This is a genomic window from Streptomyces lasalocidi (genome assembly GCF_005280215.1).
Lineage (GTDB): Bacteria > Actinomycetota > Actinomycetes > Streptomycetales > Streptomycetaceae > Streptomyces > Streptomyces longwoodensis.
Window position 1 is genome coordinate 7817337 of record NZ_SZNQ01000001.1, and the last position, 14796, is coordinate 7832132.

At 72.4% G+C, this 14796-nt stretch carries 8 protein-coding genes; 3 read left to right on the forward strand and 5 right to left on the reverse strand.

Translation table 11 applies throughout. The annotated features are described in order from the left end of the window. The first annotated feature begins 369 nt into the window (after positions 1–369). A complete protein-coding gene (locus tag E4U91_RS34975) occupies positions 370–1557 on the forward strand; it encodes a beta-ketoacyl-[acyl-carrier-protein] synthase family protein (protein WP_137310514.1) in 1188 nt (395 codons plus the stop codon). A 16-nt stretch (positions 1558–1573) separates the two neighbouring features. Here the strand turns inward: E4U91_RS34975 and E4U91_RS34980 are convergent, their stop codons facing one another. Further along, positions 1574–3763: an ATP-binding SpoIIE family protein phosphatase gene (locus E4U91_RS34980; protein ID WP_137310515.1), complete on the reverse strand. Its 2190-nt coding sequence runs from the start codon at positions 3761–3763 to the stop codon at positions 1574–1576. Positions 3764–3963: 200 nt separating this feature from the next. Continuing rightward, positions 3964–6813, reverse strand: coding sequence for a lectin (locus tag E4U91_RS34985; protein ID WP_137310516.1), 2850 nt, complete (start codon positions 6811–6813; stop codon positions 3964–3966). A gap of 327 nt (positions 6814–7140) precedes the next feature. On the opposite strand from E4U91_RS34985, the gene aac(3) reads away from it, so the two are divergent. Then, positions 7141–7989, forward strand: coding sequence for an aminoglycoside 3-N-acetyltransferase (aac(3), locus tag E4U91_RS34990; RefSeq protein ID WP_174867906.1), 849 nt, complete (start codon positions 7141–7143; stop codon positions 7987–7989). Positions 7990–8008: 19 nt separating this feature from the next. Here the strand turns inward: aac(3) and E4U91_RS34995 are convergent, their stop codons facing one another. Both E4U91_RS34995 and E4U91_RS35000 read right to left on the reverse strand, forming a co-directional pair. After that, positions 8009–10546 carry a hypothetical protein gene (locus E4U91_RS34995; protein WP_137310517.1) on the reverse strand — a complete coding sequence of 846 codons (2538 nt, stop codon included), beginning with the start codon at positions 10544–10546 and terminating at the stop codon, positions 8009–8011. Positions 10547–10645: 99 nt separating this feature from the next. Next, on the reverse strand, positions 10646–12295 hold the full coding sequence (locus tag E4U91_RS35000; RefSeq protein WP_137310518.1) for a glycoside hydrolase family 43 protein: 1650 nt from the start codon (positions 12293–12295) through the stop codon (positions 10646–10648). 251 nt (positions 12296–12546) lie between these two features. Here E4U91_RS35000 and E4U91_RS35005 point away from each other — a divergent pair, with 251 nt between their 5' ends. Then, positions 12547–13593 carry a YihY/virulence factor BrkB family protein gene (locus E4U91_RS35005; protein WP_137310519.1) on the forward strand — a complete coding sequence of 349 codons (1047 nt, stop codon included), beginning with the start codon at positions 12547–12549 and terminating at the stop codon, positions 13591–13593. 39 nt (positions 13594–13632) lie between these two features. On the opposite strand, the gene E4U91_RS35010 is transcribed toward E4U91_RS35005, so the two are convergent. Then, the gene (locus E4U91_RS35010; RefSeq protein ID WP_137310520.1) at positions 13633–14691 is read right to left on the reverse strand and encodes a LacI family DNA-binding transcriptional regulator; all 1059 of its coding nucleotides are present in this window, start codon (positions 14689–14691) and stop codon (positions 13633–13635) included. Positions 14692–14796: the final 105 nt, after the last annotated feature.

Below are 14796 nucleotides of genomic sequence, written 5' to 3' on the forward strand. Positions count from 1 at the left end.
TCTGGCCGGGCCGGCCCGGCCAGACACACTGACCGGGCCGGCCCGCCCGCCCGCGTTCGCACGCCGTCGATGCGCGGTCTTCCTGCTGACGGCGTGTCAGCCGCTCCCCGCGGTGTCCGCGTCCCCAAGGGCCGAGTCCGGGGCGGTGTGTGCCGTGTCACGCGCATCAATTTGCAATGGAGTTGTGTGCATCACAGCGTGAATGTCCCTTTATGGGTCATTCTCGATGTGGTTGCCCGCTCCCGAAGTGGAGCCTGTGGGCCTTCTTTTGGGCACCCGGTCCGACAGTGACCCATGGCACAGCATCCATGACGCTCCCCGTCCCCCGTTCCTCCGTTCGCCCCGATCCCTCCGGGAAGGTGCCGCACAATGGCCGCTTACCTATCTGCCCCTGCCGTCATACACGGCGAGCACACCGTGAAGACCAGTCAGATCGTGGCGGAGGTGCGCGACCGCCACCCGCATGCGGCCTGGGCGCCGCGGATCGACGGCATCGCGGCCAGCACGGGCATCGACAGCCGTGGCTGGATGCTGCCCCTGGAGACGGCCGTCGCCCCCGGCAGCGGCAACGGACTGCGGGACGTCGGCGTCGAGCCCGCCCAAGAGGCGCTGGCCCGCGAGGGGTTCAGCCGGCAGGACGTGGACCGCGTGATCGCCGCCCTGGAGACCGTGCCCGCCCCGCAGACCGTGCAAGAGCGCACCGCGCCGGCCTGGGAGGCCGTGCAGTCGTACGGGGAGCGCGCGGCCCGCGGGGCCCTCCAGGCGGCCGGCCTCGACGCCTCGGACGTCGACTGCCTGATCACCAGTCACTCCACCACCCCGGCGCTGCCCGGTCTGGACGTGGCCCTGGCCAACAGGCTCCCGCTCCGAAGCGACGTGCTGCTGCTGCCGGCCACGCAGTGGGCCTGCATCGCGGGTACCCGCTCCCTGGCGCTGGCGGCGGATCTGGTGGCCGCGGACCCCGACCGGGTGGTCCTGGTCGTCATCGCCGAGGCGCTGAGCACGACCTACCAGCCCGCCGACGACACCCTCGAGTCCCTGATCGTCCGGCTGCTGTTCGCGGACACCGCGGTGGCCGCCGTGGTCACCGGCCGCCAGCGGCGCGAGTCCGTGCTGCGACTGGACGCCGCCTGGCACCACACCCTGCCCGGGACCCAGGACCTGCACCGGCTGGAGACGCGGGCGGACGGCACCCACTTCGTGATGGACCGGCGGGGGCCGCGTGCCGTGCAGGAGACCGTCACCGCGATGTGGGAGTGGCTGCGCGTCCGTTACCAGGACCACCCCGGTGCGTGGCACCCCGACGTGCTGCTCGCGCACCCCGGCGGGACGCGGGTGCTGGAGTACATGGAGCAGACGATGCCCGAGGAGTGGCCGTCCGGGCTGCTGGACTACAGCCGGGACAGCTACACCAGCGGCAACCGCGGCGGCGCCGCCGTGTTCGACATCCTGCGGCGGGCGCACGACGCCGGGCAGCAGAAGGCCGGGAACCGGGCCGTGCTGTACGCGGCGGCGCCGGGCCTCACCGCCACCGCCCTGGACGGGGAGTGGCTCTAGGACACGGCGGCGCCGGTCACCTCGCGACCTCCGCCCAGACCACCTTCCCGGTGTCCGTCCACCGCACCCCCCACCGGGTGGTGAGCTTGTGCAGGATGCGCAGGCCACGCCCGCCGTCGTCGAAGAGGTGCCCGCGCCGCAGACGCGGCCTGCCGTTGCCGGCGTCGCCGACCTCGCACAGCAGGCCGCGCCCGGTCCTGATCAGCCGTACCGTGATGGGCCCCGACGCGAAGCGCACCGCGTTCGTGACCAGCTCGCTGACCAGCAGCAGCACATTGTCCCGGGTGTCGTCCCTGATCTGCCACCGCCGCAGCAGCGCCGACACCTGGACACGCGCCCGGGCCGGGGCGTCGTAGCGGGCGGGCAGCCGCCAGGTCGCGGTGTCCCCCTTCCGGTAGCCGATCATGCGGGCCAGCAGCAGGGTCACGTCGTCGCGCTGGGGCACGGGGGCCACGGCGGACACGACGTGCCGTGCGGCCTGCTGCAGGGCGTCCCAGGGGTGCACCGTGGACACGGCGCCCGCCAGCCCGGCGATGCCCTCGTCGATCGGCACGGCGGGGTCCTCCACCAGGCCGTCCGTGTACAGGGCGAGCACCGACCCCGGGGGTGCGCTGAACGTGAGCACGTCGTACGGTTCGCGCAGCGCGAACTCGGCGCCCAGGCCGGGGTGCGGGCGGACGGAGAGCGGGCCCGCGTGCCCGTCCGGGGTGACCAGGACCGGCGGGAGGTGGCCGGCGCTGGACAGGGTCACCTGGTGGCTGACCGGGTCGTAGAGGGCGATGCAGCAGGTCGACCCGAGGGCGCTGTAGCCGGCCGTCAGCCCGGACTCGGTGTCGTCCAGCAGCGTCACGGTCTCGTCCAGGTGCTCCAGCACTTCGTCGGGCGCCAGCCCCGCGGACAGCAGGGCGCGGGCCTCCATGCTGAGCTGCCCCATGGTCGCCGCGGCTCCCAGGCCGTGCCCGACGACGTCACCGACGACCAGCGCGGTGCGGCCGTCCGGCAGCGGGAAGCTGTTCACCCAGTCGCCGCCGACACCCGCGCTGTCGGGGGTCGCGGGCTGGTAGACGCTGGCGATCTCGATGGTGTCGCCGCCCGCGCGGGGCAGCAGCCGGCGCTGCAGGGCCAGCACCTGGGTGTGCTCGCGCTGGTGCTGCCGCGCCAGGTCGACGTGGTGGGCGGTCCGCGCTACCAGCTCCTGGAGGTCGAACAGCTCGCTGTCGCGGAACGGGTGGTCCGAGCGCCGCCAGACCTCCGCCACGCCCAGGACCACGGGCGGCGCGCCGTCCAGGACCAGCGGGATGCAGGCGACACCGGCCGACCGGTCCCCGGGCACCAGGGCGCGCACGGTCCGGGGACTGCCGAGGACCCGCTCGACCGCCTCCCGGTCGGGGATGACGACGGTCTGCGGGGTGTCGTCCCGCAGCACCGCCTGCGCCAGCAGGCGACTGGCGTCACCGGGCAGGTCCTCGCCCGGGGTCACGTACCCCTCGGGCCACGCCCGGTCGGGCACCAGGGCCGCCCGCCGCAGCCGGATGCGCCCCTGCGGCTGCCCGGCGACCCCCTCGCCCGTCCAGACCGCGAAGTCGAGGTCGACGGCGGCGACGTCTCCCCAGGCCAGCAGGGACTGCGCCAGTGACTGCGCGGTCTCGCCGATGTCCAGCGAGGTGCCGATCGCGGTCTCGGCGGCGTACAGGTGCAGCCTCCTGGCCATGGCGATCACGGAGACGGTCAGGCCCTCCTCGGACGCCGCGGCGGGCAGGATGCTCATCGAGACCACCAGCTCGGACCCGTCACCGCGCCGCAGCCGCTGGATGCGGGCGACGTGCGCCTCACCGCTGTCCACCACCTGCCGCAGCCGTCGGGTGACCGTCGGTACGTCCCTCTCCGGCAGGAGGTCGACGAAGGGCCTGCCCACCGCGGCCTCCAGGCCGTCGAACACCGGCGCGTCCAGGTTGCAGCGGGTGATGACCAGGTCCCGGTCCAGGTTGAGCGCGCCGAGGATCTGCTCCTGGTGGCCGGCCGCCAGGTCGTCCGGGACGGGTCGGTGCGTGCCGCGCTCCCCCCGCACGTCACCACTGCCGCCGGCACCACCGGAGGCACCGCCGCCGGCGGCCGCGGCCGTCCCGCCGCGCGGGAGGTAGCGGCCCAGGGCGCTGCTGACCAGGCCGAACGCGGAAGACGACGAAGGGGAGGGTGTGGAGTCCATACGGCTCTCTCGGCAGTCCCCGGCCCAGCGCCGGGGCCGTACTCGGTCCCGTGCGACGGGGCCCCGAGATCCCTGACCGCACATCTCATTCAATACCACCGGCGCTCACTTCGCCCACACCTGCGTTCCTCGCCCGCCGGAGGTGGCCGCGCGCGTGGGCGTGTCCGCCCGGTGGGCGCACCGGGCGGACACGCGGGTGGTCAGCGGCGCACCGCGGGGGTGGCCGGTGCGGCCCTGCTGCCGGTCGCGGTCGGGGCGGCCGGGAGCGTCCAGTTCTGCGCACCCGTGCCGTTGCAGGTGTAGATCTGCAACTGGGTGCCCTCGGACGTGGCGGAGTTCGGAACGTCCAGGCACTTCCCGGACGCCGGGTTCACCAGGGAGCCGGCCGTCCCCGGCTTCCACTGCTGTGCGCCGGTGCCGTTGCAGCGGTAGAGCTGGACTAGCGTGCCGTTGGCGGTACCGCTGTTGCTGACGTCCACACACTTGCCGAGCACGCGGAGTGTGCCGTCGGAGGCCATCGTCACGTCCTGGGCGTAGGTCTGGTTGCAGCCCCAGGTCTGGATGTGCGTGCCGTCCCCGGTGCCCGAGTCGGCGACGTCGACACAGAGCTTTCCGCTACCGCCCGTCACACCGGACGTGACCGGTCCGACACGCGGTGTCGCCGGGGCCGGGACACCACCGGAGTAGGAGGGCGGGGCGGCGGAGGCGGCGGAGGCCCACCCGGTGTTGGGCGCGGTGCCCAGCGTGTAGGTGAGGGTGCCGCCGGAGGTGAGGGCCGTGGCCGGCGCGTAGGCGTTGTTCCAGGGGGCCGCGTTCCAGGTCGCCGACTGGACGTAGGGCGCGTCGTCGGCGGCCCCTGTGCCGTTGACGGTCAGCGTCCCGCCCGAGGGCAGGGTGATGACCGCCTGCGGGAAGACCGGCGACCCGAGGGCGAGGTCGGCCGTGCCGGGGGTCTGCGGGAACATGCCGAGCGCGGACCACACGTACCAGGCGCTCATCGCGCCGAGGTCGTCGTTGCCGTCGGCGAGCCCGCTCGGGGTGTCGGACCAGATCTGGTTCTGGATGGCCCGGACCGTGCCCTGCGTCTTGTACGGCGCCCCGGTGTAGTCGTACTCCCACGGCAGCTCGATGCTGGGCTCGTTGCCCACCCACGCGTAGCCCTTGTCACCGGTGAAGCTGCGCAGCACGGTGTCGAGGTAGTGGTTCATCGCGGTGTTGCCGCCCTTGGCCCGGGCGAGTCCGGCGATGTTGAACGGGATCATGCCCGTGTAGATCCACGAGTCGCCCTCGACCATGTCCGTGCCGCTGGTGGGGTCGAAACCGCCGGTCCACGACCCGTTGGCGTTGCGGGGCTCCACGAACCCGGAGGCGGGGTTGAGCACGTTGCGCCAGTCCTGCGCCCGGGCGGCGTACGTCTTCTGGTCGGCGCCGTCACCGAGGGCGCCGGCCAGCGCGGACAGGGCGAAGTCGGCGGTGTCGTACTCCAGCGTGGTGGCGACCGGGCCGTAGAAGTTGCAGCAGCCGTAGCTGCCGTCGTGCGGCATCCAGCCGGGGGAGTTCAGGTAGTTCAGGCCCGGCCGGTCGTTGTTGGTCTTCGAGGCCTGGGCGACCAGGGCCTGGAGCGTCTCGGCGGTGTCGAACCGGCGGGCGCCGAAGGCGTAGTAGTCGGCGACGATGGCGGCGGCGGGGTCACCGACCATGACGTACGACTCGCCGTTGTACTCCGACCACTTGGGGAAGAGGCCGGTCTGGCGGTAGTCGTCGAGCATCGACTGCGCCGTGTCGGAGGCCACCTGTGGGTCGACCAGTGCCTCCAGCTGCGCCTGGGAGCGGTAGATGTCCCACCCGGAGTAGTTGCCGTAGACGGCCTGGTGACCGGGGTCGACGATGTGCGTGCGGCCGTCGAACCCCGCGTACTGCCCGTTGGTGTCGCTGACGATGTTCGGGTGCAGCAACGAGTGGTAGAGCGCCGTGTAGAACATCCGCTGGTGGGCCGCCGTGCCGCCGCCGATCTGGATCCTGCCCAGTTCCGCGTTCCACGCGTTCTGGGCGGCACCACGGGTGGCGTCGAAGTCCCAGCCCGGGTTCTCCGCGGCCCGGTTGGCGGTGGCGTTGGCGACGGAGACGTAGCTGATGCCGACCTTCGCCTGCACGGTGGGGTGGGCGGTCGCGTCGAACGTCACGTACCCGTTCTGAGCGGCCGCCTGGGGCGCCTCCGCCACTGCGGCGGAGGAGCGGGCCCTGCTGCCGGGAGCGGGGGCCGGATCGCCGTGCAGCACCGGGCTGTTGGGCTTCTCCACGGCGGTCCGGTCGGCGCCGTGGACGGTCGGCCGGTGCAGGGTGGACGTGGCCGCGGGGGTGCCGCTGCTCTTGAACGGCTGGTCGAAGACCATGTCGAAGTAGACGTTGTAGGTGTTGCCCGCGCCGCAGAAGTGCCCGCTGGTGACCTGCCCGCTCACCTCGGTGGGCGAGACCACGGTGAACTGGGTGTTGGTGGCCCCGTTCTGGCTGCCCGTCAGCTTGAAGACCAGGTTGGCCTGGGTGGTCGAGGGGAACGTGAAGCGCGCCATGCCGCTGCGCTTCGTGGCGGTCAGCTCGGTGGTGACCTTGTTGTCCAGCGCCACCTTGTACGTACCGGCGGAGGCGGTCTCGTTGGCGTGCGAGAAGCTGTCGGTCGCCGAGGTGCTGACGGCGCCGACGGTCGGGAGCACCGGGACGTCCGCGGCGGCGCCGCAGCCCGGTCCTGCGATGTGGGTCAGGCTGAAGCCGGTGATGGACTTGTCGTTGTACTCGTACCCGCCGCCCGGGGGCCGCGAGGGGGTGTCGGGGCTCCACTGCACCATGCCGAACGGCACGTCGGCGCCGGGGAAGTCGTTGGCCTCGTTCGACGTCCCGATGAACGGGTCGACGAGCGTGGCGGGGGCGGTCACCAGGGACGCGGAGGCGGGTGCCGCCGCCGCGGCGGGCGCGACGAGGAAGGTCGCGGCGAGGGCGGTCGCCGCCAGCAGCCCGATGCCCAGGGCCGCGGGTGGACGGGGGGTGGGTCTCATGTCCGTCGTGCTCCTTGTGCTCGTGTCCGGCTGGTCCGGGACCGGCGGGCAGCGTGTGGGACAGGACTGTGCGGCAGGCTCTGACAACGTTGTCTACCGACCGCGTGAACCGGATGCCGGGACGGGGGATCGTGGTGTGTGCGGCGCGCGGCGGGGCGGTCGGAGATGCCGGGGCAGGGCGCGTGCTTCCCGGGACGGTAGAGCGGTTTGCAGGTTCACGTCAAGGATGCGTACGGGCCATCGACACCAACCCGTCGCCGCCGATGAAGCTCCCTGCGCGTCAATGCAGTTGCTCACGGTCCGTGGCTCGGGGATAGGTTCGTGACCATGGACGAGATGGACTTGCTCAAGCGCTCCGGCGGTCCCGTGACCCGGAGCCGCATCAGCCGTGACCTGGCTGCTCTCGGTCTCGGAGACGGTGACGTCGTCATGTTCCACACCCGCATGTCCGCCATCGGCTACGTGGCGGGCGGACCGCAGACCGTCATCGGCGCCCTCCAGGACGTCGTGGGAACGCGGGGCACCCTCATGGTGACCTGCGGCTGGAACGACGCGCCCCCCTACGACTTCGTCACCTGGCCACAGGACTGGCAGGACGCCCTGCGCGCGGAACATCCCGCCTACGACCCGGCCCTCAGCGAGGCCGACCACAACAACGGCCGTCTCCCGGAAGCACTGCGCCGCCGGCCCGGAGCCGTCCGGAGCCGGCACCCGGACGCGAGCTTCGCGGCCCTGGGAGCAGCGGCGGCCGAGTTGATGGCCGACCATCCCTGGGACGATCCCCACGGCCCCGGCAGTCCCCTCGCACGGCTGACCGCCCACAGGGGCCGGGTCCTGTTGCTCGGCGCTCCGCTGGACACCATGACGCTGTTGCACCACGCCGAGGCGCTCGCCGAGGCCCCCGGCAAGCGGTTCGTAGAGTACGAACAACCCCTCCTAGTGCAGGGCCGACGGGAGTGGCGCCGCTTCCACGACATCGACTCCGAAGACGGCGCCTTCGACTACTCGGCCGTGGTGCCTGAGGGCGTGGAGCCGTTCGACGTCATCGCCCGGGACATGCTCGCGGCGGGCATCGGTCGCCGGGGCAGCGTCGGCGCTGCCGAGAGCCACCTGTTCGAGGCCCCGGACGTCGTCGAGTTCGCCACCGGCTGGATCGAGGACAGACTGAGCAGGTAGCGCCCCGGCGGCGCGGGCCTCAGGTGCGGACCACGAGGTACAGCCAGCCGCCCCACGTGCTCACGTTGGCCAGGTCCTTCGTGGAGCGCTCGTACTCGGAGCGGACACGGAACTTCTGGTTGAGCGCGTTGGTGAGGCTGAGCTGGGCCTTCGCGCTGCTCGTGGACGACAGGCCGTAGCAGCCCGATGTGGTGAGCGTGTGCCAGGCGCCGCTGTAGTACTGCTGGACCTGGAAGCGCTCGCACTGGCCGGCCTTGTTCGGGGTGACGGTCGCGGTCACCGTGGGCTTCACCGTCTTGTGGAAGACGCGGTAGCTGATGCCGCTGTACGTGGCGCTCGTGTAGGAGCCGCTGAGCGCCGTCGCGATCTTCACGTAGCCGTTGACGGTGCGGGTGGCCGTCGCGGGCGCATAGCGGTGGTCGCCCGCGAAGGACGCGGTGAAGGTGGTGTTGCGGGTGACCTTGTACGTCGCCCTCAGGTTGCCGTTCGCGTCCACGGTGCCCGTCGTGACGAGGGTCTTCGTGCCGCCGTACGGCGTGGCGTACAGCGACACCGTGCGGCCGTTGTACGTCGTGCCGAGGTGCGCGGTGACGGTGGCCGTCGCGCCGTAGGCGTAGGAGGGGGCGCTGCTGGTGACGGTCAGCGCGGTCGCCGCGCGGGACACCTGGACGGTGGCGACCGCGGTGGCCGGCTTGTGGGTGGCGTCGCCGGGGAAGGTCACCGTGTAGGTGGTGGCGCCGCCGGTGTCCGGGGTGTCCTTCACCGTGATCGTGCCGTCGGCGGCCACCGGCGCCGTCCAGGTCACCGGGGTGGTGTGGGCGGCGTCCTTGCGGGAGACGGTGACCGTCCGCCCGGCGGCGTACGGGCCGTCACCGAGCTTGCCGCCGAAGGACAGGGCGGTGCCGCGGGTGGCGCTCGTCGGGGCGTTCAGCGTCAGCGCCGGGGCGTACGGGGCGACCACCAGGCCCGTGCCGCTCTCGGACGGCTGGTGGGTGGTGTCGCCGGCGTAGGTGAGGACGTACGTGAAGGTGCCGGCGGCGCCCGGGGCGTCGGTGACGGTGAAGCGGAGGGTGGCCGGGTCCACGGGGACGGACCCGAGCGGCACGGTCCGCTGGGTGGCCTCGTCGCGCCGGGCCACCTGCACGGTGGTGCCCTGCGGGAAGGTGCCGAGGCCCAGCTGGGACGAGAGGCGGCCGGTGAACACGACCGATCCGGGATTCACCGACGCGATGTCGGTGCCCACGACACCGGTCGGGAGCTTCGCCACGTGCACGGTCAAGGAGGCCGTGGCGGGGCGGTGGGTGGCGTCACCGGGGTACGCCACCTGGTAGGTGTACGCACCTTCGTCCTGCTGGACGTCGGTGAAGGTGAACGTGCCGTCGCCGCCGAGCGTGACGCCCGGCAGGGCGGTGCCGTCGCGGGTGACCTCCAGCGCGGCGCCCGCCGGCAGGAGGCCGCGGGTGCTGAATGAGCCACCGACCGTGTAGCGCTCGGTCGGCACGGCGAACTGCGGCGGCCTGAGGGCCAGTTCGGTGTCCGTCAGCTTGGGGGCGTCGAGCACGTTCAGCCGGTAGGCACCCGAGGGGTCCTCGGTGACGGCGTAGAGGGTCGTGCCGTCGGCGCCCCACTCCAGGCCGTCCGGGGCGACGTCGCCCGACGGCAGGGTCAGGTGGTTCTCGGCGAGGTTGTTCGTGCCGGCGTACAGGTGGACGCCGGAGGCGCCGGCCACGGCGACCGTGCCGTCGGTGTCCACGGCCACGGAGCCGGGCGCGGAACCGGATCCGCCGGTGAAGTAGGCGGCGGGGTCCGCGGCCGCGAGGTCGGTACTGCGGTAGGCGCGCAGGGCGAGCTGCTGCGGGGCGGCCAGCAGCAGCCGCTTCCCGTCGCCGGTGACGGCGGGGCCGGTCGCCGTGCCGCCGTAGACCAGGGTGTCCGCCATGGGGGACGCGGTGCCCGGGGCGACGCCGAAGGTCGCGACGTGACTGAGGCTGCCCTGCGGTTCCTCGGCCGCGAGCACGTCGCCGCCCGTGGCGAGCAGCGGTGCGGTCGTCCACTGCGACAGGGCCGGCTGCGGGGTCGTCACCGGGGCGGGCGCGGACGGGTCGATCGAGCCGATGCCGCCCTTGCCGGCGGCCGCGTAGCCGAACCAGACGCGGCCGCCGGCCACCGCGACGGAGACCGGGGAGGTGCCCGCGCCGGTGGACCAGCGGGCGGTCTCCAGCAGGGTCGCGGTGTCGATCGCGACGATCGCGCCGCCGTCGGGGAGCGCCGCGTACAGCGTGCCGCCGTCGGGCGACAGCGCCAGGCCGTTGGCGCCCTGCTCACCTGTGAGGGTGGTGACCGGGGTGCCGGACAGGTCCGTCACGAGGATGCCGCTCGAGCCGGTGCCCTGGCTGATGAAGACGTGCCGGTGGGCGCGGTCGACCACCAGGTGCGCGTACCCGGACAGCGGCAGCGCGGCCACGTCGTCGGCGTACGCGACGGTGCCGACGGTGGCGGTGGTCAGGCCGGCCACGACCGAGAGGGCCGTGACCAGGGAGACCTGCTTGAGACGCATGAGGCTCCTGTGAGGGAACGGAACGAGCAGCCGGACGATATCCCGGCCGTCCGATCCGCTCCGCGGCGGGGCCCCTGCCGGTGGGACCGGAGGCCCTGGTCAGGGCGTCGACAGGTCGAACCGCGTGAAGCGGGCCGCGCCGCCGAGTGCCTGGGTGGCGTAACTGAACAGGGCGAAGCGGTAGCCCATGAAGAACCGCCAGTCGTTGCCCAGCGGGAACGCCGGTCCCAGGCGGGTGAACGTGGTGCCGTCGACGCTGTAGGAGAAGGTCGCGGACCGTACCGCACCGGGCCGGATGTCGGCGGTCGCCCGCAGCCAGACGCTGCTGCCCGCCACGCTCGCGCTGGCGACCTCGGTACCGGTCCCGGTCGTGTTCCAACTGCTGTCCATCGTCAGCCCGTTGACCATCACCACGCGGGTGGCGTCGCCATCGCGCCGGACACCGATCCACGCGGAGGCATCGCGCAGCAGCGCCAGCCCGGCCCGGTCCCCATTGCGCATCCCGGAGTGGTCGAGCTGTGCGGTGGCGGTGGAGGTGGGGCCCTGGATGCGGTGGGTGAGCGTGTTGCGGGCCCAGTACAGGTCGTTGGTGACGGTCGCGGTCCGCAGGGTCAGGCCGTTGCCGACCGACCACTTGGTGTTGTCCGGGTTGTGGTTCCACTCCCACCGGGGTTTCAGGGCCGTGCCGTCGAAGGTGTCGGTCCCGACCATGGGGGTGACCTGGCGGGGCGGAGCGGGCACGGCCGGGCTCGGGTAGGACGTCCCCCAGGCGCCGTTCACGAGCTGCACCACGGGCCAGCCGTCCGCGGTCCAGGTGATCGGTGCCAGGACGGGCACCCGGCCACCGGGGTACGCGTCCACGAACGCGAGGTAGTACCAGGCGCCGCCCTGGGTCTGCACCATCCCTCCCTGGTGCGGGACGCCGCCGCCGGGGACCGGTCCGCGCAGGTCGAGGAGGACCTGGCGCAGGGTGTAGGGGCCGAAAGGGCCGCCGGACGACTTCAGGACGTACTGCCCGTTCGCGGGGCGGGTGAGGAAGATGTAGTACTGCCCGTTGATCCGGTAGAAGCGCGAGCCCTCCAGGGTGCCGACGCTCGACGGCGTGGTGAACACCTGCTGCGTACGGACCTGGGTGCGTCCGTCGGGCGAGAGCTGGGCCACGCTGATGGTGGTGTTGCCGTACGCCACGTACAGGGTGTCGTCGGTGTCGACGAGCAGCCCGGCGTCGTAGTAGGGGGTGCCGATCGTCGTGAGCCTGCTCCACGGCCCCTCGGCCGCGGTGGCGGTGTAGACGTACGTCCTGGCGAAGTCGATCTGCCCGAGCCAGTAGAAGGTCCTGTTGCTGGGGCGGTACGCCAGCGACGACGCCCACACGCCCCGGACGTACCCCCGGGCACCGTTCAGGTCGTACTTGGCCCCGAAGTCCAGGACGGGCACCGAGTGACCTGCGATCTCCCAGTTCACCAGGTCGTACGAGCGCAGGACGGGGGCGCCCGGCGAGTAGTGCATCGTCGAGGCCGAGGCGTAGTAGGTGGCGCCGACGCGGATCACGTCGATGTCCGCGAAGTCCTGCCAGATCACGGGGTTGGTGTACTGCGCGGCGAGCTCCACCCCGTCGGTGGCGGCGGCCGGCGAGGCGGCGGCGCGGCCGGCTTCGCCGAGCGGGAGCAGGGCGCCGGTGACCAGGCCCGATGCGGCGGCCAGCGCCTGACGGCGGCTCGGCTGATGATGAGGCCATGACATGCCCATGGGTGTCGTCTCCTTGGAAGGCCGACCCGGTCGCGGGGAGGGCGAGCGAGTTCGATATACCGAACGACGATCGATGAGTCGAGCATCTCGGATCGTAGGCGAACCACGGGGCCCGTCAACCACCCGCGCATGATGCGTCGTTCACATCGAAAGTTTCGAGCGGGGGAGCGGGGTGGACCGGACGGCCCCGGCGCGCCGTCGCGCCGCAAGCTGTGGGGTGAGAGGAGTGGACGGCGGGGCACTCGGAAACCATGGCAAAGCTGCACATAGGCGGACGCAAAGACCACGCGGCGGACGACGGGCCCCGGCCGGACGACGTGGGACCGGGCCCCGAGGTGGAGCGGCGCGCCCCGGACGCCCCCACGAAGCTGCCGAAGGGCGCGTGGCGCGGGGTGCTCAAGGGCAGCCTGCGGGAGTTCAAGGACGACGAGCTGACGGACCGCGCGGCGGCCCTGACGTACTACGGCATCCTGGCCCTGTTCCCGGCGCTGCTCGCCCTGGTGTCGCTGCTGGGCCTGACCGGCAGATCGACCACGGACAAGCTGCTCGACAACATCAAGGACCTCGCGCCCGGCTCCGCCCGCGACATCCTCACCAACGCCGTGCAGCAGCTCCAGGGCAGCGCCGGTGTCGGCTCGCTCATGGCGGTGGTCGGCCTCGTCCTCGCGATCTGGTCGGCGTCCGGCTACGTGGCGGCGTTCATGCGCGCGGCGAACGCGGTCTACGACATGCCCGAGGGCCGCCCCGTGTGGAAGATCCTCCCCGTCCGGCTCGGCGTGACCATCACCCTGCTGATCCTGGCCGTGGTCAGCGCGGTGATCGTGGTCTTCACCGGCGGCCTGGCCCGCCGGGCGGGCGACGCGCTCGGACTGGGGGACACGGCCCTGACCGTGTGGTCCATCGCCAAGTGGCCGGTGCTGATCGTCCTGGTCACCGCCATGATCGCGATCCTGTACTGGGCGAGCCCGAACGCCAAGGTCAAGGGCTTCAAGTGGATCACCCCGGGCAGCTTCCTGGCTCTGGTGATCTGGCTGATCGCCTCCGCGGGGTTCGCGTTCTACGTCGCCAACTTCGCCTCGTACAACAAGACCTACGGCACGATGGCCGGCGTCATCGTCTTCCTGGTGTGGCTCTGGATCAGCAACCTAGCCATCCTGCTGGGCCTGGAGTTCGACGCGGAGGCCACCCGGCAACGGGCGATAGCCGGGGGCCACCCGCCGGAGGTCGAGCCGTACACCCAGCCGCGCGACACCCGGAAGTGGGACGAAGAGGACCGTCGCCGCATGGAGGACGGCTGACGGCGCGTCCGGCCGACGGCAGGGCGGCCGCGCTTCCGATCAGGCCGGTGAGGTCGCTGAGGCCGGTGAGGCCGACGCCGACGGCGCTCGACCCACGGTGCTCGCGCGGATCTCCAGGTGATGCGGGACGACCACGTCCTGCGGCGGTACCGCCGAGGCGGGGCTGTAGATGCGGTCGGCCAGGCACTGGAGGGCGCGTTCCGTGATCTGCCGCTTGTCCGGGACGACCGTCGTCAGGGCCGGATTGGCCCAGCGGGCGTCCTCGATGCCGTCGAAGCCCATGACCGCCAGGTCCCCGGGCACACGCAGCCCCCGCTGGTGGGCGCAGTGCAGCGCGCCCAGGGCGAGTTCGTCGCTGAAGGCGAACACGGCGTCGACCTCGACGCCCTCGTCGAGCAGGGCCGACATCGCCGCGTACCCGTCCGCACGGTGCAGGGTCCCGACGGTCCGTTCCAGCGCGGGATCAGGGGCGACGCCGGCCCGGCGGAGCGCCGCGGTGTAGCCCTCGTGGCGCTGGCGGGCGGTGCCGTTGTGCAAGTGCGGCTGGAGCCCGACGGCGGCGATCCGCCGGCGCCCCAGGTCGAGCAGGTGCGTGGTCGCCTCGTCGGCCGCGAGCACGTTGTCCACGGCCACCCGGTCGGCGAGGCCACCGGGACTGCGCTCGCCCAGGAAGACCAGCGGAACCCGCTGGGCGTGCGCCGCGAGTTCCTCGGGGCTGAGGACCCAGGGGCTGATGACCAGCCCGTCGACCACCCGTCCGCCGGTGCCCTCCAGCAGGCGCCGCTCGGCGTTGGCGTCACCGAACGTCTGGTCGATCACGACCGTCCAGGAGCGCTGCTGGGCCGCCTGCACGATGAGTCCGGCGAGCTCGCCGAAGTAGGGCGAGTGGAGCTCGGGGATGACCAGGCCGATCAGGCCCGTCCGGCCGGCGCGCAGGTTGCGGGCGGCGACATTGGGGCGGTACCCGAGCTCGTCCAGCGCGGCCTGCACCTTGAGTCGGGTCTGCTCGGCGACGGCACCGGAGCCGCTGACGACGTTCGAGACGGTTCTGATCGACACCCCGGCGAGGGCGGCGACGTCCTTGAGGCGGCTGGTCACGCCGGACATCTTCGCACGACGCCCAGGGCTGACGAGGCGGCGCGCGGCCCGACCCCGCTGCCACCCTTGCGACGTGGAATGCAACGTTGCATCATGGCAGGGAGC

Coding starts and splice junctions, on each gene's coding strand:
- E4U91_RS34975 (WP_137310514.1), top strand. CDS start 370: ATGGCCGCTTACCTATCTGCCCCTGCCGTCATACACGGCGAGCACACC.
- E4U91_RS34995 (WP_137310517.1), bottom strand. CDS start 10,546: ATGCGTCTCAAGCAGGTCTCCCTGGTCACGGCCCTCTCGGTCGTGGCC.
- E4U91_RS35005 (WP_137310519.1), top strand. CDS start 12,547: ATGGCAAAGCTGCACATAGGCGGACGCAAAGACCACGCGGCGGACGAC.
- E4U91_RS35000 (WP_137310518.1), bottom strand. CDS start 12,295: ATGGGCATGTCATGGCCTCATCATCAGCCGAGCCGCCGTCAGGCGCTG.
- E4U91_RS34985 (WP_137310516.1), bottom strand. CDS start 6,813: ATGAGACCCACCCCCCGTCCACCCGCGGCCCTGGGCATCGGGCTGCTG.
- E4U91_RS34980 (WP_137310515.1), bottom strand. CDS start 3,763: ATGGACTCCACACCCTCCCCTTCGTCGTCTTCCGCGTTCGGCCTGGTC.